This window comes from Chryseobacterium fluminis, assembly GCF_026314945.1.
GTDB lineage: Bacteria > Bacteroidota > Bacteroidia > Flavobacteriales > Weeksellaceae > Chryseobacterium > Chryseobacterium fluminis.
Genome location: NZ_CP111121.1, coordinates 4376383 through 4401696, shown reverse-complemented (window position 1 = coordinate 4401696; position 25314 = coordinate 4376383). Strand labels below are relative to the sequence as shown.

Sequence of the window (25314 nt, the reverse complement as noted above, 5' to 3'; positions counted from 1 at the left end):
TCGGTATGTGATAATTGTTCTAGGTTATAAACGGCGTTTTTTTAGCATGTACAAAACCGCCAAAGAAAGACTTAAGATATGTTACAGAATGATATCAGAATATTCCTAAATCTATTGCCATGACAAAAGTTAGCGCATTGGTTCAGAGAGGTTGAAACATCAGGTTTAAATTATTGTCAGTGTTAAGGAAAACAATAATGAATCATTACAGCGACATCTTAAACTTTTTCGAAAGAAGAAGTACCAACGCTTCGGCAGAATCTTTTAATGCTAAAATTAAAAACTTCAGATTACAGCTTCGGGGAGTAAAAGACAAAGCGTTTTTCCTCTTCAGACTCGCTCAACTTTTTGCATAGCCCCCAACTTTTGTTCATGATCCGTTACATCTTTATAAGAAGAGACAAAAGAGGAAGGATCATACAATAGCTCTTCTTTTCCCTTAAATCCTAATCTATAATAAATTTTCGATGTTTTTTCACCCGCATTCCTTTTTAGATAAAAATATTTATCATTACTTGTAATTCTTAAATCAGATACAGAATATCCTTGTTTTTTATCCAACGTTAATCTTGTCTTTAAATAGTTATCCCAATTTGGAATTTTTCCTAAAACAGCGTTAGTGTAATCTGTCTGTGATTTCATCCAATTCATCGTTAATGCATCATTTACTTCCAGGTTCCTGTAACTATCAACGATTTTAGTACCAAAATATTCATCAATAACTGGTTTAGATGGACCAAGATTAGATTTCTGAGCATGCAGAAAAAGTGTTAAAAAAAAGTAATGATAAATATTTTATCTCTCATAAAGTTTTGTTATTTTATTGTGTAGGGGTTTTTATACCGTGATCAGGTTTACTTGCGTCCTCTGGACAAAGGCAAGCATCCCCTCCTCCATTATCATTTCCTCCACGAATATTAGCCATACTATTAATCTTTGTAAGCTGTACTTTTTTCAAAGATAATTTTTTTTCATTTTGTTTTTTCATTTTGAATTAAATTTAAAAATTAGATTTACTACAAATAAAACACAATTTTTAAAAATCTCACCTACGGTTGATTTATAAATTCTTGAATTTATAAATCATTTTTTTTGCTTTCAACAATATGTTTAACAGATAATTCTACTTCTAAATTACAGAAATGGCATAGAGCCTTAATGGCTATATAGAATATAAATTATATTTTTACTATACTAAAAAACACCAATGAGAAGTATATTTATTTTTCTGTTTATTTTATCCTATGCCCGTTTACTATCTTTGCAAAGTAGTCCGCTCGATTCCTTAAGTAAATATTCATATTTAGATTTAGAAGCTAAGTTTTATGGTTTTGATCAGATTGATAAAATAAAAGAAGCTCAATTAATTGCTCAATACTATCTTCAAAAAGCAAAAACAGAAAAAAATATTGACAAAATTGAGGAAGGTTATGTTTTGATGTATTTTAACGAAACTTTACCAAAAGCTTTAAAATATCTGGATAGCTTACAATCGATAACAAGACTCTCAAAGAAAAATACTTATCCAGCACGTGTTTACTTACTTAAGGGTAATTTATTTTTTAGATTTGATCATGGAAAAGAAGCTTTAGACAATTATATATTAGGATTAAAATATGCAAAAGAAAAGGGGAATAAACGACAAATAGCCTTTGCAGACATAAGTATTGCATATTTGAATAATTATATTGGTAAACACAGTGAAGCAGCAAAGAAGTTAAGACATTATTTATTTAATGCTCCATATCTTAGTGAAAGTGAATTGAGTGACATTCATCTAAATCTTACGAGTACATACTTAGATCTTGAAAAAATGGACTCTGCCCAAGTATTTATAAATGAAGGCTTGGTGACCTCCAAAAGTAAGGATAATATATATCGTTATAATGAATATTTGTCTTTATTAGGGTTATATCAGCTAAAACAAAAGAAATATCAAGAAGCTATCATTAACTTAAGTAAATGCAAAGAATATTTAATTAAGGCACAAGCAAATGCTTTAAGTATAAGTTATGCTACATTATATTTAGGAAAATCCTATGCTGGTCTGGGACAAAAAGAAAAAGCAGTGGAAAGTTTTATAGCTATAGATTCTATTTTCCAAAAGACAAATAATACTTTTCCTGAGCTTCGGGAAACATATTCATACCTTATACAATATTTTAAAGAAAAGAATGATAAAGAAAAGCAACTTTATTATATTGATAGTTTTTTAAAAGTACATGAAAAACTAGATTCTCAGTTTAGATATATAGCAAAAGAACTTCCTAAACAATACGATGTTCCTAATCTTATTAAGGAAAAAGAAAATATTATTTCTAATTTAAAAAATAGAAAGAAAGTTTATTACCTGTTGATTGGAGTCTTGATACTTCTTCTTTTATTTGTGATTTATCTATTTTATCGATCAAAAAAGTCAGAAAAGAAATATCGAAAAATAGCCCAGGAATTACTTCAATCAGTTTATGAGAAACCTAAAATTGAGAGAAGTAAAGATAGTGTTCTGAACAACTCTTCCTCTTCTATACAACCTAATGATATTGAGGATAAAGTAATTAGAGTTACTTCTGAAGATATTGCTCAGGAAATATTAGAAGAATTAAATGCTTTTGAAACAAATGAACTTTTCCTTCAAAAAGACATAACCCTGAATAGTTTAGCAAAACAAATAAGAACTAATTCGCGATATTTATCCGAAGTTATAAATATTTACAAAGGAAAAAATTTTGCGACTTATTTGAATGATTTACGTATAGATTATGCAATAAGAAGATTGGCAAATGATAAAAGGTTTCGTTCCTATAAAATACCTTTTATTGCAGAGGGATTAGGGTATAACAATGAACAGGCTTTTGCCATGGCATTCAAAAAAAGAACAGGAACTCCTGTTAGTATTTATTTAAAAGAAATTGAAAAAATGAAAGATTTAGTTTAGCAATTTTATTTTAATTTAAACCATTCATTATTTTGTTTATTAGATTCAAGAATTTAGATCTAAATTCTTGAATCTATAAAATAAATTCTTTCTTTCTAAAAAAATCTCATCTATGTTTGTTTCGAAAAGCAAACAATTTATTTTTCTGTTTTTGTAGTGGCCAATACAAGAGAAGGAAATAATTGATGCTATTCATTAGTTTTTAATCATTAAATATTAATCTTATGAAAGCAAAAATTTCAACAATTCTTTTTTCAGGTGCTGCTGTTTTAGCAACAGGTGCAGCATTCACTTTATCGGTTAAAGATTCATCTCTTGAGAGTCTTCGTGCTAATGCATTAATGGCTGCGGGAACAAAATGTATTGCAGCAAGTAACAGCGATTGCTTATCACCATCTACAGGAAATATCTATACAGGATATAAAGCTGGAACGATTGGAGGAAAAGCATTTGAGGAATCTATTGATAATTCAGTGGAGTAATCTAGTCCTATAAAATTACAATAGGGAAATTCTTGATAAGGAGATAGTGGCTATCTCCTTATTTTTAAAATATTAATGATGATTCTTAGTACAACCCAAACTATCTTAATCACAAATATAATTATTATGAATAAAAAGAATTTTAAAATTTTATTATCATGTATTGTGTTAATTACTATCACAGTCTTTTCTATATCAGTAGATAATTCCTCTTTGGAAAGTCTACGGGCAAGTGCAAAAATTGCTCCGGCATATTGCAACTGTCCTTCAAGTAATTCCGATTGTTTATCTTTAGAAACTGGTGCTCTTTATCCAAATCTTAAGAGGTGCAAAAATTATAATGGGATTCAGTAAATATATGTTTATTTTCACTAATACCTTTACCATTTGTTTATGCTAAAATTCTCGAATCTTGTTCCTGTTTTCTTTACTTTCTTATTCATATCATGCAGTAATGAAGATCCAAAATTAATTGAATACAAAATCAATGATGCAAAATCATCTATTTCTATATTTCAAACTTCGAAAAGTAATACTAATAAAATAGTTCTACATCCAATAAATATCCACGGGATTTTTACTGATATTATAGCTGAAGATAGTTTATTAATATGTGGTAATTTAAGGGATCCTAAACTTATTAATTTATATTCATTGAAAACAGGAAAATTATTGAATGAAATAATTATACGTGGTACAGGTTCGAATGAAGGATTATCGGTAGCAAAATTATCCATAGAAAGTAATTCTTTTTCTTCCATATGGGCTTATGATATAACTTTAAGCAAATTTTTTAAAATTAGTAAAGATCATTCGGTAAATTCTAAAAATTATATTCCTGAGAAGGAGTTTATTCTCGGTAAAGAATTAAAAAATATAATTTCACCCAATATTATTAATGATAGCTTGATATTGGCAACAACATTTTCATTCGATGATAACCGATATCTATATGCTAATACTGAGAAAATTATCAAAAAAGTGGGAACGCTTCCAGATGTTACTAATGGTGATATGCTCCTTGACCGTCCAAATACTAAATTTCCCAATAAAGCATTTATATTTAAAGCAATAAGTATTAAGCACCCAACTGAAAATAAAGTTGCTGTTTTTTATAATAGAGCTGACAGAGCCGAATTTTATGCAAATGATAAATTAATAAAAATATTACATAGCCAAGAAAATTTCGGTCCAATTATGACGGTTACAAAGCTTGAAAAGGGATTTTCCATTGAGGAAAATGAAAAAACCAAATATGCTTATTTATCCATTGCCTCTAATAAAAAATATATTTATGGTTTGTATTCTGGAAATTATGAAGGGAGAACAACATCAAATAGAATTTTGATATTCAATTGGGATGGTAAATTTATTAAAGAAGTGATTTTAGATAGGGAGGTAAGCAAAATAAATATTGATAGTAAAAACAGTATACTTTATTGCTATGATGACAAGGAGGCAAACATTTTTTCAGCAACATTAAATTTCTAAAAATGAAAACATTAATACCTTTCCTACTCGGTTTAATACCTCTATTTACTTCCTGTAAAAATGAGTGTGATAGTACAAGATCAGAAATTAGAGGAATAATGAAAACATGGTACAAGAAGAGAGTTGAATTCCCCTCAAATATGGAAATTTTAACCAATAGCTTAACTTCTGATCATCAAAATATAGAAAAAGCTCTAACAACAAAAAAGAACTATACGATAGTTCATTTTTTTACAGCCGATTGTGACAAATGTGTAAATGAACTTAAAATGATACAATCGGGACTAAAGAATATGCCAGAAAATAATGATCTTGATTATATTTTTATTGCAAGTGCACCGACTAAAACTTATGTTTTAGATGCCATAAAAAAAACTAACTTTCCTTACCCCATTTATTATGAGCAACAATACTTTTCTTTTAAAACGATAAATAAATTTGTTTTGCTAGATGATATTTATAACACAATGCTCCTTGATAAAAGCCAAAATTTAATTTTATTTGGAGCATTTTATGATAATGATAAAGCAAAAAGATTGTATTCTAAAGCTATTGAATGTGGATTATGAAGAAAAAGGTAATATTTTTTATTCTCTTTCTCTTAGTATTAATAGTACTCAGATTATTTTTTGTAGAAGTATATACTATTAATCAGAGTTCAATGAAAAATACATATGAAAATGGAGATAGAGTTCTGATTTTAAAAAATTTATACACATTAAAGCAGAATGATATTGTAATTTTTAGATGGAACAAAGAAAACCTCATAAAACGTTGTATTGGCCTGCCGGGAGACTCGATTAAAATAATAAATGGTAAAATATACTTAAATAATAAATTTGTTTCTCCTCCGTCAAGTGTCATCTTAAAATATAGTTCAGGTATCGATATATTTACTAAGGCTGACATTTATTATAATTTTGGTAGAAACTGGACTCCCTATAATATGGGAGCATACAAAATACCCCAAAAGGGTATGAAAATTAAATTAACCCCAGAAATAGTCTCTTTATACCAAAATTTAATCAATTCTGAAATAAATAATAATTTAAATTTAACCAACAACAAAAACTGGAAGAATAATAAATATTATACATTTCAAAATGACCATTACTTTCTTATAGGAGACAATAGAGCAGGTTCCATAGACTCTCGAACTTTTGGGCCTATCAATATTTTAGATTTAAAAGGAAAAGTAATCATTAGTTTATGAAAATTATTTAAAAATGAAAAAAATATTTACACTTATCTTTATTATTATCTATGGCTCTGCAATCTCTCAAACACATAGATTTATCTATGAATTGGCAATTCAAAAGAATGGGGAAGTTAACAAAACCAACATGGTACTCGATATTGACAAAAATCATGTCAAATTCTATGACTATGAGTTTCTTCAGATTGACTCTCTCCGGAAAAAAAATGGAGAGGATATACAAACTAATTCTGAAGTAGATCAATTGATATTAAGACGAACCAATAGTTCAGAGAATAAATCTTTTCATACACACACATATGACTACTTTGTTATAACATCAAAAGATAAGATAGATTGGAAATTGCAAAAGGAAACAAAAAAGGTCGACAATTTTACACTTCAAAAAGCAAGTACAAACTTTGGCGGAAGGAAATGGACAGCTTGGTTTAGTTCTGAAATTCCATTTCAGGAAGGGCCTTATAAATTTACAGGCTTATCTGGGTTAATCTTTGAAATATGTGATTCTGAAAATATATTTCATTATTCTTTAATAAAAAGCCTTAATCTTCCTGAAACATTTGACACAAATAGTTTTTTAGAAACCCATTATGGAAAAAAACCAATATCTGTATCACTAAAGCAATATCAAAAAATCAAATTAGATTATTATACTAACATTGTTGAGGTTCTTCAGAGTTTTGCTAAAAAAGGAGGCACAATAGATTCAGAACAAAGTCTAAGTACCCCTGAAGAAATTAGTAGAAAAAGAAAAAGTTTACAAGACAACATAAAAAAATACTATTTACCAATTGAGAAAGATAATGCAATCCCTTATCCTTAGATAGTATTTTAATTGTATGAGATGTGGAAAGACCGTACTGATTTATTCAATACGGTCTTTTATTCCAGAATAACTACATATTGGTAGTCTCACAAATAAAGTTTTATGGAAAATTTACCATTTGAGATAAGATGTCTTAATTATCATTTTCTAATAACTAAATAAAATCTCCTTTCTTTATAAATTTCTGCTTTAACAATATCATATCCTCACTTACTTTTCTATCAAGTATTTTTGCATAATGCTGAGTGGTTCTCATGTTTTTGTGTCCCCAGCATTTTACTTACACTCTCAATAGGAACTCCATTTGACAAAGTAATTGTTGTTGCAAAAGTGTGACGTGCTATATGATAGGTTAATTCTTTATTAATACCGCACAGATCGGCAATTTCTTTCAGATAAGCGTTCATTTTTTGATTACTGAGAATAGGAATCAATCTTCCTCTATTTACACAAGACGGATGATTCTTATATTTTTCGAAAATGTATTCAGCTTGAGTGAGCAATGGAATGTTAGAGGTTGTTTTCGTTTTTTGTCGTTTGGTAAAAATCCAACGAGCTCCATCTAATCCAACATTAATGTTATTGATAGTTAACTGTCTTGTATCAATATATGCAAACCCTGTAAAGCAGCTAAATAAAAAAATATCTCTTACTAATGATAAACGCTCATTTTTGAAATCTTTGACAAAAAGCTTCTCTAACTACTGATCATTGAGAAATATTCTTGTTACTTCATCAAATTTTGAATCATAATTTATAAATGGGTCCTTTTCCACCCAACCATGAGCCAAACAAATTCTTATGATCTTTCCAAAATTCTTAATATACTTTACAGCCGTATTATTACTACAGGATTTTTCAGTTCGTAGAAAAAATTCAAAATCATTGAGAAAAGCATAGTTAATTTTTCTAATATCAATATCAGAAATATTATACTTCCATTCTAAAAATTCTTTGGTATGGCTTAAGCAAGTTTTATAACGAGTTAACGTTCCTTTGGCATACTCCTTCCCCACTAACTTCTCCATTCTATCATTATGGTTTTGAAATATAGTGACCAACATTCGATTCTTTTGATCTTTTCCCAATAGTTTGTTCTTAAGGAGCTCGCTGCTTAATAACTCTCCATCCCTTATCATTTTGTGATAGGTATCATAAACTTTCTGTTCAAACGTTTTAAGATAGAAATTAAGAGATTTACATTCTTCTGAAGATCCTTTCACACTTTGAGCTTGAGAGTTCCATTTCGAAGGTAATATGGTTCGTTTTGTACTTACCTCAGAAATTTTGCCGTCAATCGTAATTCTCATATAGATAGGCACTTCTCCCTTAGTGTTGGCTTTAGCTTTTTTAAGATAAAAAAGTAGATTGAATGTCTTATTCATTTTATGCTGCTTTTAAAAATTTTAAACTTAAACTCTTTAAAAACGTTCCACAAGATGTTCAATTTCTGAATAAGCCCATGAACAAGCTTTTTTCTTACTTTTTAGTGACCTCTTTTCTACCTTTTCAACAGGTCACTGAATAGGTCACTTTCAGATTGTGTTTTTTTAGCTCCTTTTGGAACCAGCACAAAACAAAAAAAGCTTTAAAACATCTGTTTTAAAGCTTTTTGTACTATTTTGATTTAATAGTTGCGATCCGGACGGGACTCGAACCCGTCTCGTCTGTGGACGAGATGACAGTCCGGCATTCTATCCCTTTATGAGCCTTTCTATAGACGCTCTGTTTAATTTCTTTAAACGTTTCTCTTCCCGTAAAGCTGCAGACTTCAATTCAAATTTCTGAACATAGACAATCTTCCAGTCATCAGTCCCGGAAGTATATTTTCCACTGGAATTTAAATGATACCCCAGGCGTTTTTCAACATCTTCTGAAAAACCCTTGTAATAAACATTTCTGGACGGAGAGTATAGAATATAAACGCAAAACATATCAACAAAAAATCCTACAATAACTGTAGGATTTATAATGCGATCCGGACGGGACTCGAACCCGCGACCTCCGCCGTGACAGGGCGGCATTCTAACCAGCTGAACTACCGGATCAATTTTTTTGAAGTAAATTGATAAAACTTATGCGATCCGGACGGGACTCGAACCCGCGACCTCCGCCGTGACAGGGCGGCATTCTAACCAGCTGAACTACCGGATCAATTTTTTTAAAGTAAATTGATAAAACTTATGCGATCCGGACGGGACTCGAACCCGCGACCTCCGCCGTGACAGGGCGGCATTCTAACCAGCTGAACTACCGGATCTAATTTTTTTGAAGTAAATTGAAAAACTTATGCGATCCGGACGGGACTCGAACCCGCGACCTCCGCCGTGACAGGGCGGCATTCTAACCAGCTGAACTACCGGATCAATTTTGTTTTATTTAAAGAACGTTGTTTCTTTTTTGTGATTGCAAAAGTACGACTTTTTTCTTCACATGCAAATTATTTATTAAAAAAAAGCCTTCCAAAACCGGAAGGCCTTCATTATCACATTTATTATTTTTATAAGTGTGCGCTTAATTTCTCTGCGATCACTTCTTTTGGAGCTACTCCAACAATCTTATCAACAACCTCACCGCCCTTAAAAATTAGAACCGTAGGAATGTTTCTGATACCATATTGCATAGAAATTTCCTGATTGTTGTCTACATCTACTTTTCCAACTACCGCTTTTCCTTCAAAGTCAGTAGCAACTTCTTCAATGATAGGTCCCAATGTTCTGCAAGGTCCGCACCATACTGCCCAAAAGTCTACCAATACCGGTTTGTCTGATTTTAAAACCTCCTGAAATGAGCTATCTGTAATTTCTAAAGCCATTTTGTTTCTTTTATTTAAATTAATATTATATTCTTATTTTCCTCCTTAATAGAATACCCAAAATTACGCCATTTAAGTAATATGGTTATCTATGTTCAACATTTGTATTTTCTATGATAAAATCACGGGAGATTTCTTTTAGAGCGCTTACCAATTGGTCAATGTCTTCTTTAGTGGTCATATGACTGAAAGAAATACGAAGCGGCGTACAGTGGTCCATCTCTTCTTCGGACAGAACCATCATCATGACCATAGAAGGTTTCGAAGCTCCTGATGAGCATGCGCTCCCCTGAGAGATGGCAATTCCTTTCATATCCAGCTGAAGTCCAATTAACGGATTTTTATAGGGTAATAGGGCACTTAATACCGTGTAGAGACTGTTTTCGTTTTCAGCACTTCTGCCGTTGAATTTAATTCCTGGAATTTCAGCATACAGTCTCTCAACAGTATAATTTTTAATTTCCTGCATGTGATGAGTGTACGCTTCCATGTTTTGTAAAGAAAGTTCCAGGGCTTTTCCCAATCCCACAATTCCTGCCACATTTTCAGTTCCTGCTCTCAGGCTTCTTTCCTGAGGTCCCCCTGTGATGATTCCTCTTAACCCACTTGATTTTCTGATAAAGGCAAAACCCACTCCTTTCGGACCGTGAAACTTATGAGCACTGCATGAGGCGAAATCAACCTGAATATCTGACAGATCAAGATTCATGTGGGCCATTGTCTGAACGGTATCAGAATGGAAAAGTGCATTATTGGCCTTGCATAGTTCTGCAATCTTTTTAATATCGACAATGTTACCAATCTCATTATTGGCATGCATTAAACTTACCAATGTCTTCTTATCGGAAGATTTTAATAATTCCTCCAGTTTATTTAAATCAATATCCCCTTTCTCTGTAGGACGGATATAATTAACTTCCACCCCTTTTCTGTTCTTCATATCAAGAATACTCTCAGAAACACATTTATGTTCTAACGGGGAACTGATGATCGTCTCTACTCCAAGATGTTCGACACTGGATTTGATAATCATATTATTGGACTCCGTACCGCATGATGTAAAAATAATCTCAGCAGGAGTTACGTGTAGATAATCAGCAACCTGCCTTCTTACATTTTCAATAAGAATCTTAGCTTCCTGACCGAAGCTGTGTGTGGAAGAAGGATTTCCGAAATTTATTTTCATGATACTTACCATGGCATCGATAACTTCTTCTGAAATAGGCGTAGTTGCAGCGTTATCTAAATATATTTTATTCATTTTATTTTGAATATTTTAATTCTACGGAACTGAATTGGTAATCTGAAGGAACTGTAAAAATAATATATGGATTAGAAATCACCTGAATTTCCATTCCACCGTGTTCTACATATGGAACCTCAACATACAGAATATCATTTTTCACGGAAACAGATTTAATCTCTGAAATTCTATGATCTCCTGATCTGAACATTCCCAAATTATATAAAACCACTTTTTTATCATTAGGAAAATTATATCGGGAATTATCCGTTCCGGTTCCCATATCAACCATTATTGAATTTCCTCGGATTGCTTTTTGAAAATCCTGATTATTTGTAATAATCCTGAAACCAACACTTTCCGCACCACCCTGTGATTCGGAAACAATAATTTTCGCGTTATTCTGCATCTCTGATGATTTTTGAGCCCGAGTACTCGTACAGCTGATAATTGTTGCCGAGCACAAAATAAGCAGTCTTTTCATTTTTACATTTTTTACACTCAAAATTAGTGAAAAAATTGATAATGACCTTCATTTGCCCATTTCAACATTGGCCTGTCTCCGGAAGTATCTCCGAAAGCAATGATTTTGTCGTATTTACTATTGATAATTTCTGATTTAATCCGCTCCAGCTTCTCCTGTCCGTTACAGTTTTTACCGATAAAGTTTCCGGTAAAAACCCCATTTTTAAATTCCGCACGCGTGGCTACCAACTGCATTTCAAAGGCTTCAGCAAAAGGTCTCGCCCAGATATCAAGAGAAGCAGTTACCAATAGACTTTGCGTATTATCTCTATCAATATTATTAATAAAATCCAGGGCATTTTCGCGTACTATCCCGGGATAGTAATGTTCGAAAAACTGCTGGGATCTTTTTTCGATTTTTTCCCGGGTCTGTCCTTTAAGAATAGATCCGATAAAACTTTTTTTTACCTTTTCTGTTTCTGCAAGTTTCAATTTCAATAAAATAAAAAGCGGGATATGTTTCAAAAACTGCAGTCGGAATTTGGTGGGATTGTAAAATTTAAGATACATGAACATGGTATCTTTGTAAGTTAAGGTTCCGTCAAAATCAAAACAATACAGTTTTTTCATTGGATTTTTTTTAATTTTAATTATTCTTTAACGCAAACGTATCGTGAATATTTGATTACTAACAGAAAGTTAACAAATCCTTCGTGTACATCTACTATCATATTAAGACGATTACAGTTTCAGCTTCTTGAATATAAATTCAGGAATATTTCTGATAATCATCATAATGACCGCCCAGATTGGCAATACATAAGCCACGTTCTTCTGCTTTTTATAGGCTTTATATATACAGGTGGCGGCCTGTTTAGGCGTAGCTGTCAATTTAGGATTTAAAGGCAGGCCTTCTGTCATTTTGGTTGCCATAAATCCCGGTTTTATCGTAAGTACGTGAACTTTCTTATCAAACAGATAATTCCTTAACCCACTCAGGTAAGCGGTAAAAGCAGCTTTTGCACTTCCGTAAATAAAATTGCTCTGCCTTCCTCTGTCTCCTGCCACGGATGACAATCCGATAATGGTCCCCGATCTTCTGCTTTCAAATTTCTGAGCAAAATAGTTCATGACAGGGACTAACTTTGAGTAATTGATATGTATGATTTTTTCTGTATTTTTATTGTCATACAGTCCTTCTTCTGTGCCTTCGCCCAAATATCCCGTAGCGCAAAACAATACATTTGAATTGATATTATCAAATGTAGTATAATCAATTTCTCTGGTAAGATCAAGCTCAATGATTTCAGATTGCTGAACAAACTTCACATCAATATGTCTTGCAAACCTTTCGGCAGTTTCTTTATTAGAGGTAAAAAGATAGATTTTCTCAAACTTTTCTCCTTCCTGCAGTGCCTTTTCCACAAAAGCCTGTGCTACTTCCGATGTACTTCCTAAAACGATCATTTATGTTTAGTTATTATTTATAATTCTTTTGTGCTGTAGGGACACAAATTTTGGGTTCTGGATATTCTTAAGATAATTGGTTAATGAAGATCTGCTCATGCTGTCTTTGGTAAGGTAAATTCTTCCTCCAAATTCCTGAACAATTTCGTCAAGCTTATCGACCAGTTTTTTGAGCTTTGAATTCACTTTAAAATCAAGGGCCAGCGTATAGCCCTCAACCGGAAAGGAATTATAAGCCTGCGGATTATTTTTCCCGAAAAGCTTCAGTACGGCCAGGAAGGATCCGTTCCCACTATGCGCAATCGTTTCCAGGATTTTCTTCATTCCTTCTTTTCCAGTTTCTTTGGGAATCACCATCTGATACTGGATAAACCCTGATTTTCCGTAGATTCTGTTCCATTCGTGAACGGCATCCAGGGGATAAAAAAAGGTCTCGTAATCAATAAAATTTTTAACTTCTTTTTTGGCCTGTTTTTTATAATACAAAAGGTTAAAGATCTTGACCGTTAATGAATTCAGGACAAAATTCGGGAAGTAAAAGGGTACGGTAGGCTCAAATTTCCCTTTTAGCCTCAACGGATTTTTTTTAAGGTGATCAGGTAATTCATGCTGGAAAGCATGTTCTCCACGCATCAGAATACTTCTGCCGATATCTTTCCCTTTCTGGAGACAATCGATCCATGCAACGGTATAGGTCCAGCTTTCACTTTCATCGAATAATCTGAAAATTTCATCAAGATTTTCCGCTTTAATGCTTTCCTGACGGATATAGGCGGATTCAATATTTTTTAATTTAAATTTTGCAGTAAGAATAATTCCCGTCAATCCCATTCCGCCGATCGTAGCCCAGAATTTATCTGAATTTTCTTCTCTGGAACAGGTCATAATATCCCCGCTCTCATTCATTAATTTAAATTCAATGACGTATTCTGAAAAACAGCCTTCTGCATGATGATTCTTTCCATGGACATCAGAAGCAATAGCACCTCCTACAGAAACAAATTTTGTCCCCGGTGTTACGTATAAGAAATATCCCTGAGGAACTGAAATTTCCAGAACTTCAGAAAGCAGGACTCCTGATTCACATTCTATGATCCCGTTCAGACGGTCGAAACTGATAAATTTATTTAATTTTTTTGTTGAGAATATATGTTCTCCCAATGAAGCATCGCCATAACATCTTCCGTTTCCTCTTGCGATCACTTCATTATGGTTTAGGACAAATTCTTTTATTTTTCTGAAGCTGTCCTCAGACTTCATTTCTTTTTCCACTACAGGAAAGTTGCCCCAATTGGTGACTTTTTGTATAAAATTAGGCTTCATTTTTTAAAATAAATTTGGATTAAAAATGCAGCAACCCATAATATTAAGGTGATCTGAATATATCGGTCCCGATAGACTATTTTTGTCGGCGACTCCGTTCTGTTATAAACCAGGGTCTGCTGCAGATACCTTAAGAAGGCAAATACCACAAAAATTACGGTATAAAAAACTCTTTCGTGAAATCTTGCCTGAACTTCCGGAGATAATGTAAACATCAGATAGCATACAATGGCCAATGTAACGGAAATGGAAAGAGCAATATCGGCAAACTGAACATTATATCCGTCGAGTGCTTTTCTTGTTTTACCTGATACCTGAGCATTAATCAGCTCTCCCCTTCTTTTGCCTATTGCCAGCACCAGAGCCAGCACGAAAGTTAAGAGAATCGCCCACTGAGAAATACTGATGCCTGTAATATAACCTCCTGACAATACCCTCAAAACAAAACCTATGGCAATAATTGAAATATCAATAATAGGTACATGCTTCAGTCTGAATGTATACGCAAGGTTCATCACAAAATAAAATGCAATGATGGTTGCAAATTTCCACAAACTCTGATGAAAGTATGCCTGTGCCACGAAGACCAGAGCTATATCCAGAATGACCAGTCCTATAAGGATTCCGATCGCTTTAGATTTTGAGATTGCCCCGCTGGCCAGGGGTCTTCTTCTTTTTTCGGGATGTTTCCGGTCTGCTTCAATATCGTTATAATCGTTAAGAATATAAACGACACTTGCTGTCAGTGAAAAAATGATAAAGGCAAAAATGCTTTTTGAAAGCAGATCAATATTGGTGGTATTGCCGGAAAAAAACAGAGGAACAAAGACAAAAAGGTTCTTTACCCATTGCTCTACGCGGAGCAGCTTAAAATATTTCTTCATTTATGTGGTTTCAAATGCAAAAGTAAGAATTAAAAAAATATCTTTCATAAAAATACAAAAATAACCGCAATAGCGGTTATTTACGAAAATATTTATATGTTAATTAATTACTGCCCCTGTTTGGCATCATTAATCATTTTTTCATTTGCTGTAATAGCGAATTCCACTCTTCTGTTCTTAGCTCTACCGTCTTCGGTATCATTAGATGCTACCGGCATGCTTTCACCTTCACCTTTAGCAAATAACCTGCTGGAAGCAATTCCTTTACCAGCCAGATAAGATTTTACGGCATTTGCTCTTCTTTCAGAAAGCTTCATATTATAATCATCTGCACCTTTACTGTCTGTATGACCATAGATATTGATATTGGTATCAGGATTATTAGCAAGAACGCCTGCAAGTTTATCTAAATTAGTGATTGAGGCTGCTCTTAAGTTGGATGAGTCAAAATCAAAATTAACAATACTTTCATTAAGGGTGATTTTAATACCGTCACCTACTCTCTCTACCTCTGCTCCAGGAAGTGTTTCTTTGATCTCTTTAGCCTGCTTATCCATCTTGTTACCGATAACATTACCTGCAACACCACCGATAACGCCTCCTAAAACAGCACCAAGAGCGCCATTTCCTCCTTTACCCACATTGTTACCCAATATACCTCCCAGAACTGCTCCTGAAGCAGCTCCTACAGCGGTACCTCTCTGCTGGTGATTAGAATTCTTTACAGCTTCACAACTTGTCAGCAATAAAGCTGATGACAAGAAAATACCTCCTATATATGTTTTGCTAAATTTCATTTTTTTATTATTTAAGTTAATTATTTCATTCCTGTTCTTTCGAAATTGTAAACAACTCTTACATTTCCTCCGTCAAAAGGAACATCCTGCTCCAGTGAAAACTGGTCGGTAGCCTGATTGGTTACACTCAATGTATATCCTGCAATATTCTGCTTCGCCTTGGTACCGTCAGCAATTTTTTTGAATGTAAAAGTGCTTCCATCTTTTATTTCAAATTTGATAGGCTGGGTAAATCCGCTGCCGCAGTTTCCGCCTCCGTTTACAGTATACGCACCGCTCCAGTTGTTAGGTATCAGCCTCCAGTGGCTTCCTACAAAACACTGAGCATCGATTCCGTCATCAAAGGGTTTAATTTTATAGCCTTTTTCGTAATTAACGCTCACAATCTGCCAGTCGCCTTTTAATTTAAGAAATTCTGATCTCTGATTCTGTGCGGTCTGAGCATTTTTTACTCCGGAACAAGACACTGCAAAAAGTGATGTCCCCAACAACCCTGCAAGTAGTAACTTTTTCATTTTTGTATCGTTTATTATTTTGTTATAATAAAGTTACAAAAAACCGTGCCAAATTGATAAATAAAAACAAAAAAAGTCCGAAAAATCCGGACTCTTTATATTATACTCTTAAAAACAGATATTTAAACTATTTTTTAACAGTCTTTTTTACGGATTTCGCAGCCTTTTTCACATTGGTACTTTTACCTTTATAAAAGTTGATAAAGGCATATTCTGCTGCTTTTTTAAGGTCAATTACACCACCGGCCTGGGAAAAATCGGTAAACCCGTTGGCTGTACTTGCGTTACTGGATTTTACTAATGATTCTATGACCTGAGCAGGGGTAAGTCCCGGCATATAAGCCAGCAATACAGCCGCAGCTCCGGCTACTACAGGAGAAGCCATAGAGGTTCCCTGAAGGTATCTATACTCATTATGAGGAACCGTAGAGTAAATTTCCTGTCCGGGAGCGAAAACATTAACCATTTTCTTGTTGAAGTTTGAGAAACCAGCTCTTAATGCTCCATTATCGTTGGTACTTGCTCCAACGACCAAAACATTATTCACAAAAGGAGTTTCATCTGTAGCGTTTTTGAAGTTGGTCGGATAAGCGGTATGTTCTGCCACATCTTCATTTTCATTTCCTGCTGCTTTTACCAGAAGCACTCCTTTATCCTGGGCGTATTTAAACGCGTCCCATACTACATTCTTACCAGGCGAAACCGGCTTACCGAAGCTCATGTTTAAAACTTTAGCACCGTTATCGACTGCATATCTGATGGCATTGGCTACATCCTTATCTCTCTCATCCCCATTAGGAACTGTTCGTACAGACATAATTTTTGCAACCCTTGAAGCAACACCATACTGCACTTCTTTTCCCTGAGGTGAGCCTGCAATGATCCCCGCCACATGGGTCCCGTGCATAGCATCCGGGCCTTCGTAATGATTGTTTCCGTAATTTTTTTCAGAATAATCGTCATAGTTATCTCCTACAATCTCTTTTCGGGGGTCAAAGTTCAGATCATACTGCTTAGCCTTCGGCCCATATTCATCTAATGCCTCTTTTACGAGATCCTTTGCTGCTTTTTCAAATTCAACAGAAGATTTACCTTTGAATTCCGGAGCTTGGGAGAAATCCTTCAGTACCTGGAGAGCAATAGCATCTCTCTGATCCGTAGGAGTTTTAATTGCCGCAATCGTTTCAGCAGTAACGGGTTTACCTCCTAAAAGTTTAACCATATTGGGAACGAGCTCACCGATCATGGAATAGGTCTGAAAACCCTGTCTGCCTTCTGTACTGTTTTTAGCAAAAAGCTCTTTTGCCTTCATATACATGGCAAAATCTTCAGGCATCTTCGCCTGATTGGCTTTGTTTTTTGTAGAATCATTTCCTTCAAAAACGGGTTTGTATTTCGCAACTACTCTGGTTACTTCCATATTATCTACATCAATATCGCCATTTTTGCCACCAATAAAGTTCCATCCGTGAACATCATCAATGTACCCATTTCCATCATCATCTTTACCATTTCCGGGAACTTCGTTTGGGTTTGACCAGATATTCTTCACCAATCCCGGATGATCCACCTGAACGCCGCTGTCTAAAACTCCAACCACGACAGTAGTAGGTTTAAGACCTTTGGATTCTAAATATTTATATGCATTTTCCGTATTGACACCATATACTTTTGACGTTGAGAAATCTTTATGATACCAAGTCATCAAATCTTTACTTTCATTCTGATTTCCATTTTTTGCCTGTGCATCCTGAGCAGAAGTAAAACTGAAACCAGCTAAAAAAACAGCAGCTAATAATACCTTTTTCATGTTAGTATAATTGTTTAATATTTTTAATATAGGTCAGAGATTCAGGACCTTTGTTACAAATAAGATCTAAGACTGACAAATCTTTCAAAAAACCCAACTTGTCTGAAAAAGTCTGATAATACTCTTCCATAGCAAATTCGGAAGGCGACTTTGCAGAAAATTTTTCTCTGTAATTGATCGCTTCCGGATTTTTGATATATTCTTCATTCAAAGAGTATGCCTTTTCTGTTTTTAAGATCTGCTGAAGAACTTCAAGACCTTTAATATTAAAATCTAAAAGATATTTTTCTTTGGTATTGAATATTTTCCTGAATTTATCCTCATAATATTCGAAATACGGCGAGCTCTGGTAGGCTGTTTTTATGGATTTCCAATGGAGGTTCATCCAATCTTCCCGGTAAGAGATTTCAATATCTCTGAGCTCTCTTTTTCCGTTATGATGGATAGGAATTATCAATGATAACTGACCATTGGCACCATAAATATTGGATCTATTTCTGTAAGTCTGTTTTGGAAAATTTTCAAACTGTTCAAATACAATTTCGTTTTCAGGATCTAAAAACACCGAAAACCAGGAAACCGGAGGTAAATAAAATACCGGTAATAATACATTCTTCATATTCATAATACAAAAATGAAGTACTCTTGCAAATACTTCATTTTATTTTAGTTTAATTTTACTTATAATTCGTCTTCAGTATTCTTCTTTTTGAATAGTTTCATAAAGTACTCCCATCCGAAAAACAGGATCAGAATCATGGCTGCAATCCACCAGTATGAAGTTTTGTTGGCCTCTCCTGTGTTGGTCGCCTTAAACATTCTGTCCCATCGAACTTTGAACGGTGCCTGATAAGAAGAGCTAGCATCCTTGAACGCGCCCTGTAAACTCATCCATGTAAACATTGGTTTCCCAACGATATTTTCTTCCGGAACGAAACCAAAGAATCTGGCATCTAACGAAGCATCTCTGTTGTCTCCCACCATCATAAAATAATCCTGCTTGATGGTATACTGATTGGCTTCTTTTCCGTTAAGGAAGATTTTCCCGTTTTTATTTTCAAGGCTATTATGCTCGTATTGTGAGATAATCCATTGGTACATCGGCAGACTTTCCTGTGTAAGTGCTACGACATCTCCTTTTTTAGGAATTCGAACCGGGCCGTACCAGTCTGCATTCCATGGTTTGTTAATCGGGAAAATTGACTGAGTGGTATCGATGCTTTTGGTGTATCCCGTTTTATCAGCATTAAGGTGATAAGAAATAGCTGCGACCCCTTTTTCCTGCACATCCTCCTTCATATCGATTACCTGAGGAAGCTGCTTAATTTCAGCAGCCGTTTTATCTGTCAGCCCCAGAAAGAAATAAACAAAGCCTTTATCCGTCTGCTGTTCCTGTACCGGAAGGAAACCATAGATGTTATACAATCCCGGAATATCCAACTGACTGCCTGTTGTTACCGCATATCTGTGCTGAACTTCCTGATCTCCCAAGACTTTTTCAGGCTGGCCGTTCACAAAGAGTCTTCCTGCTCTCATCTCGAAAGTATCACCAGCCGCCGCCACACATCTTTTAACATAAGGGTCTTTTCTGTCGATCGCAGTATGTACAGAATCCTGAGGATAGTTGAAAACAACTACATCATTTCTCTGCGGTTTATTAAACTGAAGAATTCTTGAATAGGGTAATGCTACTCCGTCTACATAAGATTTCGGATCATCTTTAGGATTTCCGGGTTCACCAGTATCCATAATAGTTCCCTGTAAGAAAGGAATCGCTAAAGGACGCATTGGCATTCTGTATCCATAACTCCATTTATTAACGAACAGGAAGTCTCCGACCAATAAAGTTCTTTCCATAGATCCTGTCGGAATTCCGAAAGGCTGAGTGACAAAAACGTGAATGATCGTCGCAAAAACTACTGCGAAGGTAATAGAACCGATAAATGAATCTTTCTTCTTCTCGTTTTTTTCCTCATCGGTCAAGAACAATTCATTTTCATCTTCTAACTCTACGTTTTTGGAATAATTAACCGTCGCCATATAGATAAACGGAAGAATTGCCGTCAGAAGCTGATGCTGAAAAAGATTTTTCCCAAACTTTTTCATTAAATAGATATGAAAAACAGTCATCATAATCGGGCCGACAATCGGTAAATACGATAAAATGGCCCACCATTTAGGATGATTCGTTTCTTTAAGAATAATAAAATAGTTGTAAAAAGGTATAAATGCAAATAAAGGATTATACCCCATTTTTTTGAACAGCTTCCAAGTGGAAATCCCCATCAACACGGATAAGATGAGAACATATACTGTATAAGTTAAAAAATAATTCATAAATTTTTTGTGCCTAATCTATAATATGAGTCATTGGTTATAAGCAATAAATATTTAATTTTCTGTCTTATAAATCCAATTAGTTTGCAATGTAGGAAAATTGTTACAAAATTAAAGACCTAAAACATCTTTCATGGTGAAATTTCCTTTTTTATCTTTGATCCATTCGGCAGCGACTACAGCTCCCAGTGCAAAGCCGTTTCTGTTGAAGGCCGTATGCTTGATTTCAATTTCATCCACTTCACTTCTGTAAAAAACACTGTGTGTTCCGGGAACCTCATCTTCGCGGATGGCAAAGATCCCCAGTTGATTTCCCTGGGTTTCCTCTAATTTCCAGGCGTCATATTTCGGATTATTCTTAAAGATCCCTTCTGCAATGGAAATAGCAGTTCCACTCGGTGCATCAAGTTTATGAATATGGTGAATTTCCTCCAGCTGACATGAGTATTCCTCTACATTTTTCATCAGATCAGCCAACCTTTCGTTAAGGGCAAAGAATAAATTTACACCCAGGCTGAAGTTGGAACCATACAAAAATGCAGTTCCGTTTTCGAGAGCTATTCTTTCTACTTCTTCTTTTTTATCAAGCCATCCGGTTGTTCCACAAATCACGGGAATTTTATTTTCCAGGCAGGATTTGATATTACTGTAGGCGACTTCCGGTAAAGAAAATTCGATAACAACATCGGGATTATTAAGATTTTCAGCAGTTGGAGTTTCTTTTAATCGGGCTACTACCTCATGACCTCTTTTGGTAGCAATTTCATCAATAATTCTGCCCATTTTACCGTATCCAACTAATGCTATTTTCATATTTTTATATATTTGCCGGCTTTTTTAACAGCCTAAATTTTTATTTAAATTCTGATTTTATTTTTTAGCGCAAAGGTCGCAAAGTTTTTTTTGACTACTAAACGTTTTAAGTTCGCAAAGGCATGTCACTTAACAAAGTCCGCAATGATTTGCAAAAACAGAATTTATTGTTAATTATTTAGAATCTATAACTTAAACTCAACCCGGTTTTTGGCGGATTGATCCCATAGTGATCCTGGATGACCGCAGGACTGAAGGACAGGTCCGGATCATGCCGGCTCTCATAGAGATGGGCATCAACAACAGCATCTACGATATTTAAAATGTAAATTAGCCCCGTGATGGCAATGGCATAATCCCTTTGCCGTTTTGCTCTGTCCTGCGCATTTCCCAATGCTGTTTTATCCAGGAAAGGGTGATTATCAACAAACTCATTGGGCGTACCGTTAAGTTTTGCGATATAATATTCTCTGTATTTTTTGTACTGATTATCATTCCAGATGGCGATACCCACTCCTGCGCCTACAGCACCCCAGACAATTGGAACTTTCCAGTATTTTTTATTATAATACTGTCCCAGACCCGGTAATACTGCTGAATAAAGCCCTGCTCTTGTGGGATTTAGTTTTAATGTTTTGTTTGTGGGTCCGTTTGCCTTTTCAAGATCCGTAATCACTTTAGATTCGGATTTCACAGGCTTTGCAGCAGGGATACTGTCTTTCGGATGGTACTCCACCCGGATGGTATCATTGGGATTTACCTGCGCATATGCAAAAGCAAACAGACTCAGGAAAAATGTGAAAAGTATTTTTTTCATTTATTTAATATGAGATAAAATATATTCCAGTTCGTCTTCATTTTTGAAGTCAAGAACAATTTTACCTTTTTTACCATTGGGAGAAGCTTTGATCTCCACTTTTACTTCTAAAATATCTGCAATCGTTTTCTGCGCTCTCTTATAACTGTTAGAAAGTTCTGCTTTTACTTTTTTTGCAGCCGGTGATTTTGGATTCTTTAATGCAGTAGCTGCTTGTTCAGCCTGACGAACATTTAGTTTTTCCTGAATAATCAAATCAAATAAAGCCTGCTGATGCTCTTCAGTTTCAAGGCTTATAATGGCCCTTCCGTGTCCTGCAGAAATCTCTCCGCTTCTGATCGCATTCTGAATATCCGGATTGAGCCTCAGCAATCTGATAGAATTGGTGATGGTACTCCTGTCTTTTCCAACACGCTGGCTCAGATTTTCCTGCGTAAGCCCGATCTCGTCCATCAGCCTTTGGTAGGTTAATGCAATCTCGATCGCATCAAGATCTTCTCTCTGGATATTTTCTACAAGAGCCATCTCAAGAAGTTCCTGATCATTAACCAGGCGGATATAAGCAGGAATGGATGTTAATCCGGCAAGTTTGGTCGCTCTGAAACGCCTTTCCCCGGATATAATTTCAAATTTCTCTCCCTCTTTTCTCAAGGTAATGGGTTGGATTACCCCAAGATTTTTAATTGATTGAGCGAGTTCGTTTAATGATTTTTCATCAAAGTAGGTTCTTGGCTGAGTCGGGTTAGGATAGATATCTTCAAGGGCTACTTCTACGATATTCCCTACAAATTTATCTGCTCCTTCATCGGTCGCTGAATTAACTGTTGCTTTGGATTCTGCACTTAGAATTGCGCCTAAACCACGTCCCATCACTCTTTTTTTATCCTTCATAGTCTACTCTACGCTGTTTGTTTATGGCTATTAATTTTTTATCAATTTCTCGTTTCTCAGGAGAACTTCTTCTGCCAGCTGAATGTACTGGATCGCTCCTTTACTTTCTGCATCGTAATTCAGAATACTTTCCCCGAAACTTGGAGCTTCGCTTAATCTTACATTTCTGCTGATGATGGTTTCGAAAACCATTTCAGGAAAATGGGAGTTTACTTCCTCCACGACCTGATTAGACAATCGCAATCTGCTGTCATACATGGTGAGAAGCAACCCTTCGATATCTAAATCCTTATTATGAATTTTCTGAACATTCTTAATGGTATTCAGTAATTTGCCAAGTCCTTCCAGGGCAAAATATTCACATTGGATGGGAATAATTACAGAATCTGCCGCAGTAAGGGCATTTACGGTAATCAAACCTAAACTCGGAGCACAGTCGATGATAATGTAATCATAGTTATCTCTTACACTTACCAATGCTTTTTTAAGCATGTACTCCCGGTCTTCTTTATCTACCAATTCAATCTCCGCAGCTACTAAATCGATATGAGAAGGCACAATATCCAGATTTGGAGTTGCGGTCTGCTTGATGCAGTTGATGGTATCAACGCTGTGTTCTAATAGATTATAGGTGGAATACTGAACATAGTCCACTCCCAGACCGGACGTCGCATTCGCCTGCGGATCGGCATCAATGATTAATATTTTTTTCTCCAATACTCCCAATGCAGCTGCAAGATTTACAGCTGTGGTAGTTTTACCTACTCCACCTTTTTGGTTAGCGATACCTATGATTTTTGCCATTATTAGAACTTTAAGTGTCAAAAATACACTTTTTTCTTTGCTCTCAACGGATGGGGAAAACCAAAATTGAGTTAAAATACTGTTAATAAACCTCTTAACAATAAAAAAAATTATCCACAAAAAAAAATCTTTGTGGATAACTATTTAAAAATTTGTTTGGAGATTAATTTTCAAACTTCATGGAGATCGGAAATCTGAAGTAACTTCTTACTGCCTGTCCCTTTTTATTTTTACCGGGCTTCCAGCTCCCTTTAATCTGTTTGATGACCCTTGCTGCTTCACTGTTGAAAGCCACATCTTTACCATCCGCTTTGATTCCGGAGATGGTCCCGTTGGTTTCAACAATAAAAGTAACGGTTGTTTTTACAATACCATTGCTGTCTTCAAATCCTGAGGTATCAAATTTGTTCATTACTTTATCCCTGAAAGCATTGATTCCGCCTTCATAACTCGCTTCAACACTCAGCTCATCACCTTCTACAATTTTGGAAGGATCTTCTTTCTGAACAACCAAAGTTGACGGGATAGTTGGAACTGTTCCTGTTCCGATCGTTGGTGCTGTGGATATAGGAACATTTGGAGTTGCAATTTCTCCATCAGCATTATTTTTAACTCCTGCAACTGCTCCTTCTATTTTTTCGTAAACGACCTCCTGAGTCACTTCCTTTTTAGGTTCCGGTACTCTCGCGTCAGTAGTCCTTACCTGAGAGGCAGCGGTGGCCTGATGTGGAATCACAGCAGGTGGCGGAGGTACCTCTGTATCAACAATAATTACAGGCGGTGGCAATTCAAAGCCACCTTCTGTTACTACTTCTGAGGTTCTAAATGAATTGATAATAAGAGGAGTAACAGAAATAGCTGCCAGAAGACTTACGCCCACAAAAAGGGCTTTGGTAAGTATTTTATCTGATTCATTTCTTAGTACATAAGCACCGTATTCTTTGTTGCGGTGCTCGAAAAGAACTTCATTAAATCGAAACTCTTTATTTTCCATTAGGTGTTTCATCACTATTAAATATTTAAACTGTTATATAAGGGTAATTATTATTTTTATAGCTCTTATCGACAAGCATTGTTTCAACAGCAAAATTTTTGCCAAATTCTTACCAAAATATCAGTATTTTAAAAATAATTATAACAATATATAAAATTAACTATGTAAAGGATAGTAAGTATGTTTCTGTATGTCCACATTCAATTTCATTTTTCTCAACATCTTCTGTTAACTGCCAAATTAAAAAAACAGTAAGAACAACAGTCAAAATCTCAAGATTAATACCTAATAACCTGTTAATGCGACAGAGAAAATTAAAATTTGAATAATGATAAAATTGATCGGAATAAAAAATAAAAGTTTAAGACTTATACTGATGCCAGCATTAA

Annotated in this window: 29 protein-coding genes and 4 tRNA genes; 7 read left to right on the top strand and 26 right to left on the bottom strand. The window is 34.8% G+C overall.

Features of this window, described 5'->3' with window-relative positions; all coding sequences use genetic code 11:
- Window positions 1-197 precede the first annotated feature (197 nt).
- Entirely contained in the window at window positions 198-356 is a 159-nt protein-coding gene (locus ODZ84_RS23495) for a transposase (RefSeq protein WP_266174201.1), read from the top strand.
- On the opposite strand, the gene ODZ84_RS20190 is transcribed toward ODZ84_RS23495, so the two are convergent.
- Together ODZ84_RS20190 and ODZ84_RS20185 are read right to left on the bottom strand one after the other, a co-directional pair.
- A complete protein-coding gene (locus ODZ84_RS20190; RefSeq protein ID WP_266177417.1) occupies window positions 331-720 on the bottom strand; it encodes a beta-propeller domain-containing protein in 390 nt (129 codons plus the stop codon). The two genes, ODZ84_RS23495 and ODZ84_RS20190, sit on opposite strands and share 26 nt — an antisense overlap.
- Window positions 721-820: 100 nt before the next feature.
- Window positions 821-988 carry a hypothetical protein gene (locus tag ODZ84_RS20185; RefSeq protein WP_266174200.1) on the bottom strand — a complete coding sequence of 56 codons (168 nt, stop codon included), beginning with the start codon at window positions 986-988 and terminating at the stop codon, window positions 821-823.
- A 219-nt stretch (window positions 989-1207) separates the two neighbouring features.
- Here ODZ84_RS20185 and ODZ84_RS20180 point away from each other — a divergent pair, with 219 nt between their 5' ends.
- The 6 genes from ODZ84_RS20180 (at window position 1208) to ODZ84_RS20155 (ending at window position 6947) form a co-directional block, all read left to right on the top strand.
- Complete coding sequence (locus tag ODZ84_RS20180; RefSeq protein ID WP_266174199.1) at window positions 1208-2935, top strand: AraC family transcriptional regulator; 1728 nt, start codon at window positions 1208-1210, stop codon at window positions 2933-2935.
- 224 nt (window positions 2936-3159) lie between these two features.
- A complete protein-coding gene (locus tag ODZ84_RS20175) occupies window positions 3160-3417 on the top strand; it encodes a hypothetical protein (protein WP_024564991.1) in 258 nt (85 codons plus the stop codon).
- Window positions 3418-3810: 393 nt separating this feature from the next.
- The gene (locus tag ODZ84_RS20170) at window positions 3811-4908 is read left to right on the top strand and encodes a BF3164 family lipoprotein (RefSeq protein WP_266174197.1); all 1098 of its coding nucleotides are present in this window, start codon (window positions 3811-3813) and stop codon (window positions 4906-4908) included.
- A gap of 2 nt (window positions 4909-4910) precedes the next feature.
- Entirely contained in the window at window positions 4911-5477 is a 567-nt protein-coding gene (locus ODZ84_RS20165; protein WP_266174196.1) for a hypothetical protein, read from the top strand.
- Window positions 5465-6121 (top strand): signal peptidase I, encoded by a 657-nt coding sequence (gene lepB, locus ODZ84_RS20160; protein ID WP_323136793.1) that lies wholly within the window; start codon window positions 5465-5467, stop codon window positions 6119-6121. The genes ODZ84_RS20165 and lepB (ODZ84_RS20160) overlap by 13 nt, the downstream gene beginning before the upstream one ends.
- A 13-nt stretch (window positions 6122-6134) precedes the next feature.
- Window positions 6135-6947 carry a GLPGLI family protein gene (locus ODZ84_RS20155; RefSeq protein ID WP_266174194.1) on the top strand — a complete coding sequence of 271 codons (813 nt, stop codon included), beginning with the start codon at window positions 6135-6137 and terminating at the stop codon, window positions 6945-6947.
- A 224-nt stretch (window positions 6948-7171) separates the two neighbouring features.
- Here ODZ84_RS20155 and ODZ84_RS23275 read toward each other — a convergent pair whose 3' ends face one another.
- The 24 genes from ODZ84_RS23275 to ODZ84_RS20040 form a co-directional block, all read right to left on the bottom strand.
- Window positions 7172-7528, bottom strand: coding sequence for a site-specific integrase (locus ODZ84_RS23275; RefSeq protein WP_408612444.1), 357 nt, complete (start codon window positions 7526-7528; stop codon window positions 7172-7174).
- Between the two features lie 123 nt (window positions 7529-7651).
- Entirely contained in the window at window positions 7652-8335 is a 684-nt protein-coding gene (locus ODZ84_RS23270) for a phage integrase SAM-like domain and Arm DNA-binding domain-containing protein (RefSeq protein ID WP_323136792.1), read from the bottom strand.
- A 309-nt stretch (window positions 8336-8644) separates the two neighbouring features.
- Window positions 8645-8884 carry a GIY-YIG nuclease family protein gene (locus tag ODZ84_RS20145; RefSeq protein WP_266174193.1) on the bottom strand — a complete coding sequence of 80 codons (240 nt, stop codon included), beginning with the start codon at window positions 8882-8884 and terminating at the stop codon, window positions 8645-8647.
- Between the two features lie 40 nt (window positions 8885-8924).
- Window positions 8925-8998: transfer RNA gene (locus tag ODZ84_RS20140), tRNA-Asp, on the bottom strand.
- A 32-nt stretch (window positions 8999-9030) separates the two neighbouring features.
- Window positions 9031-9104: transfer RNA gene (locus ODZ84_RS20135), tRNA-Asp, on the bottom strand.
- Window positions 9105-9136: 32 nt separating this feature from the next.
- Window positions 9137-9210, bottom strand: a tRNA-Asp gene (locus tag ODZ84_RS20130).
- Between the two features lie 32 nt (window positions 9211-9242).
- Window positions 9243-9316 (bottom strand) — tRNA-Asp (locus ODZ84_RS20125).
- 134 nt (window positions 9317-9450) lie between these two features.
- Window positions 9451-9765 (bottom strand): thioredoxin, encoded by a 315-nt coding sequence (gene trxA, locus ODZ84_RS20120; RefSeq protein WP_072962583.1) that lies wholly within the window; start codon window positions 9763-9765, stop codon window positions 9451-9453.
- An 85-nt stretch (window positions 9766-9850) separates the two neighbouring features.
- The gene (locus ODZ84_RS20115) at window positions 9851-11026 is read right to left on the bottom strand and encodes a cysteine desulfurase family protein (protein WP_266174191.1); all 1176 of its coding nucleotides are present in this window, start codon (window positions 11024-11026) and stop codon (window positions 9851-9853) included.
- A gap of 1 nt (window position 11027) precedes the next feature.
- A complete protein-coding gene (locus ODZ84_RS20110; protein WP_266174190.1) occupies window positions 11028-11492 on the bottom strand; it encodes a hypothetical protein in 465 nt (154 codons plus the stop codon).
- Window positions 11493-11515: 23 nt separating this feature from the next.
- A complete protein-coding gene (locus ODZ84_RS20105; protein WP_266174189.1) occupies window positions 11516-12103 on the bottom strand; it encodes an HAD family hydrolase in 588 nt (195 codons plus the stop codon).
- Window positions 12104-12214: 111 nt separating this feature from the next.
- Entirely contained in the window at window positions 12215-12940 is a 726-nt protein-coding gene (locus ODZ84_RS20100; protein WP_266174188.1) for an SDR family NAD(P)-dependent oxidoreductase, read from the bottom strand.
- Window positions 12941-12946: 6 nt separating this feature from the next.
- A complete protein-coding gene (locus ODZ84_RS20095; protein WP_266174187.1) occupies window positions 12947-14263 on the bottom strand; it encodes an FAD-binding oxidoreductase in 1317 nt (438 codons plus the stop codon).
- Window positions 14260-15147, bottom strand: a complete 888-nt coding sequence (locus tag ODZ84_RS20090; RefSeq protein WP_266174186.1) for a decaprenyl-phosphate phosphoribosyltransferase — start codon at window positions 15145-15147, stop codon at window positions 14260-14262. Before ODZ84_RS20090 ends, ODZ84_RS20095 begins: the two co-directional genes overlap by 4 nt.
- Window positions 15148-15254: 107 nt before the next feature.
- A complete protein-coding gene (locus tag ODZ84_RS20085) occupies window positions 15255-15944 on the bottom strand; it encodes an OmpA family protein (protein WP_266174185.1) in 690 nt (229 codons plus the stop codon).
- Window positions 15945-15964: 20 nt separating this feature from the next.
- Window positions 15965-16459 carry a lipocalin family protein gene (locus tag ODZ84_RS20080; protein WP_266174184.1) on the bottom strand — a complete coding sequence of 165 codons (495 nt, stop codon included), beginning with the start codon at window positions 16457-16459 and terminating at the stop codon, window positions 15965-15967.
- 127 nt (window positions 16460-16586) lie between these two features.
- Complete coding sequence (locus ODZ84_RS20075; protein WP_266174183.1) at window positions 16587-18269, bottom strand: S8 family serine peptidase; 1683 nt, start codon at window positions 18267-18269, stop codon at window positions 16587-16589.
- Window position 18270: 1 nt separating this feature from the next.
- Window positions 18271-18894: a WbqC family protein gene (locus tag ODZ84_RS20070; protein ID WP_408612352.1), complete on the bottom strand. Its 624-nt coding sequence runs from the start codon at window positions 18892-18894 to the stop codon at window positions 18271-18273.
- A gap of 56 nt (window positions 18895-18950) precedes the next feature.
- A complete protein-coding gene (lepB, locus tag ODZ84_RS20065; RefSeq protein WP_266174180.1) occupies window positions 18951-20606 on the bottom strand; it encodes a signal peptidase I in 1656 nt (551 codons plus the stop codon).
- Between the two features lie 111 nt (window positions 20607-20717).
- Complete coding sequence (dapB, locus tag ODZ84_RS20060; protein WP_266174179.1) at window positions 20718-21419, bottom strand: 4-hydroxy-tetrahydrodipicolinate reductase; 702 nt, start codon at window positions 21417-21419, stop codon at window positions 20718-20720.
- Window positions 21420-21597: 178 nt separating this feature from the next.
- Window positions 21598-22236 carry a DUF5683 domain-containing protein gene (locus tag ODZ84_RS20055; protein ID WP_266174178.1) on the bottom strand — a complete coding sequence of 213 codons (639 nt, stop codon included), beginning with the start codon at window positions 22234-22236 and terminating at the stop codon, window positions 21598-21600.
- Window positions 22237-23127, bottom strand: coding sequence for a ParB/RepB/Spo0J family partition protein (locus ODZ84_RS20050; protein ID WP_266174177.1), 891 nt, complete (start codon window positions 23125-23127; stop codon window positions 22237-22239). It lies immediately after the preceding gene.
- 30 nt (window positions 23128-23157) lie between these two features.
- Window positions 23158-23931, bottom strand: coding sequence for a ParA family protein (locus ODZ84_RS20045; protein WP_266174175.1), 774 nt, complete (start codon window positions 23929-23931; stop codon window positions 23158-23160).
- Window positions 23932-24094: 163 nt separating this feature from the next.
- Window positions 24095-24940: an energy transducer TonB gene (locus tag ODZ84_RS20040; RefSeq protein WP_266174174.1), complete on the bottom strand. Its 846-nt coding sequence runs from the start codon at window positions 24938-24940 to the stop codon at window positions 24095-24097.
- Window positions 24941-25314: the final 374 nt, after the last annotated feature.

Excerpts from the sequence above, each read along its gene's own strand:
- ODZ84_RS20045 (WP_266174175.1), bottom strand. The coding sequence starts at position 23,931 with ATGGCAAAAATCATAGGTATCGCTAACCAAAAAGGTGGAGTAGGTAAA.
- ODZ84_RS20180 (WP_266174199.1), top strand. The coding sequence starts at position 1,208 with ATGAGAAGTATATTTATTTTTCTGTTTATTTTATCCTATGCCCGTTTA.
- ODZ84_RS20080 (WP_266174184.1), bottom strand. The coding sequence starts at position 16,459 with ATGAAAAAGTTACTACTTGCAGGGTTGTTGGGGACATCACTTTTTGCA.
- ODZ84_RS20105 (WP_266174189.1), bottom strand. The coding sequence starts at position 12,103 with ATGAAAAAACTGTATTGTTTTGATTTTGACGGAACCTTAACTTACAAA.
- ODZ84_RS23495 (WP_266174201.1), top strand. The coding sequence starts at position 198 with ATGAATCATTACAGCGACATCTTAAACTTTTTCGAAAGAAGAAGTACC.
- lepB (WP_323136793.1), top strand. The coding sequence starts at position 5,465 with ATGTGGATTATGAAGAAAAAGGTAATATTTTTTATTCTCTTTCTCTTA.
- dapB (WP_266174179.1), bottom strand. The coding sequence starts at position 21,419 with ATGAAAATAGCATTAGTTGGATACGGTAAAATGGGCAGAATTATTGAT.
- ODZ84_RS20095 (WP_266174187.1), bottom strand. The coding sequence starts at position 14,263 with ATGAAGCCTAATTTTATACAAAAAGTCACCAATTGGGGCAACTTTCCT.
- ODZ84_RS20110 (WP_266174190.1), bottom strand. The coding sequence starts at position 11,492 with ATGAAAAGACTGCTTATTTTGTGCTCGGCAACAATTATCAGCTGTACG.
- lepB (WP_266174180.1), bottom strand. The coding sequence starts at position 20,606 with ATGAATTATTTTTTAACTTATACAGTATATGTTCTCATCTTATCCGTG.
- ODZ84_RS20050 (WP_266174177.1), bottom strand. The coding sequence starts at position 23,127 with ATGAAGGATAAAAAAAGAGTGATGGGACGTGGTTTAGGCGCAATTCTA.
- ODZ84_RS20100 (WP_266174188.1), bottom strand. The coding sequence starts at position 12,940 with ATGATCGTTTTAGGAAGTACATCGGAAGTAGCACAGGCTTTTGTGGAA.
- ODZ84_RS20055 (WP_266174178.1), bottom strand. The coding sequence starts at position 22,236 with ATGAAAAAAATACTTTTCACATTTTTCCTGAGTCTGTTTGCTTTTGCA.
- ODZ84_RS23270 (WP_323136792.1), bottom strand. The coding sequence starts at position 8,335 with ATGAATAAGACATTCAATCTACTTTTTTATCTTAAAAAAGCTAAAGCC.
- ODZ84_RS20115 (WP_266174191.1), bottom strand. The coding sequence starts at position 11,026 with ATGAATAAAATATATTTAGATAACGCTGCAACTACGCCTATTTCAGAA.
- ODZ84_RS20145 (WP_266174193.1), bottom strand. The coding sequence starts at position 8,884 with ATGTTTTGCGTTTATATTCTATACTCTCCGTCCAGAAATGTTTATTAC.
- ODZ84_RS20185 (WP_266174200.1), bottom strand. The coding sequence starts at position 988 with ATGAAAAAACAAAATGAAAAAAAATTATCTTTGAAAAAAGTACAGCTT.
- ODZ84_RS20170 (WP_266174197.1), top strand. The coding sequence starts at position 3,811 with ATGCTAAAATTCTCGAATCTTGTTCCTGTTTTCTTTACTTTCTTATTC.
- trxA (WP_072962583.1), bottom strand. The coding sequence starts at position 9,765 with ATGGCTTTAGAAATTACAGATAGCTCATTTCAGGAGGTTTTAAAATCA.
- ODZ84_RS20075 (WP_266174183.1), bottom strand. The coding sequence starts at position 18,269 with ATGAAAAAGGTATTATTAGCTGCTGTTTTTTTAGCTGGTTTCAGTTTT.
- ODZ84_RS20085 (WP_266174185.1), bottom strand. The coding sequence starts at position 15,944 with ATGAAATTTAGCAAAACATATATAGGAGGTATTTTCTTGTCATCAGCT.
- ODZ84_RS20165 (WP_266174196.1), top strand. The coding sequence starts at position 4,911 with ATGAAAACATTAATACCTTTCCTACTCGGTTTAATACCTCTATTTACT.
- ODZ84_RS20090 (WP_266174186.1), bottom strand. The coding sequence starts at position 15,147 with ATGAAGAAATATTTTAAGCTGCTCCGCGTAGAGCAATGGGTAAAGAAC.
- ODZ84_RS20155 (WP_266174194.1), top strand. The coding sequence starts at position 6,135 with ATGAAAAAAATATTTACACTTATCTTTATTATTATCTATGGCTCTGCA.
- ODZ84_RS20070 (WP_408612352.1), bottom strand. The coding sequence starts at position 18,894 with ATGAATATGAAGAATGTATTATTACCGGTATTTTATTTACCTCCGGTT.
- ODZ84_RS20175 (WP_024564991.1), top strand. The coding sequence starts at position 3,160 with ATGAAAGCAAAAATTTCAACAATTCTTTTTTCAGGTGCTGCTGTTTTA.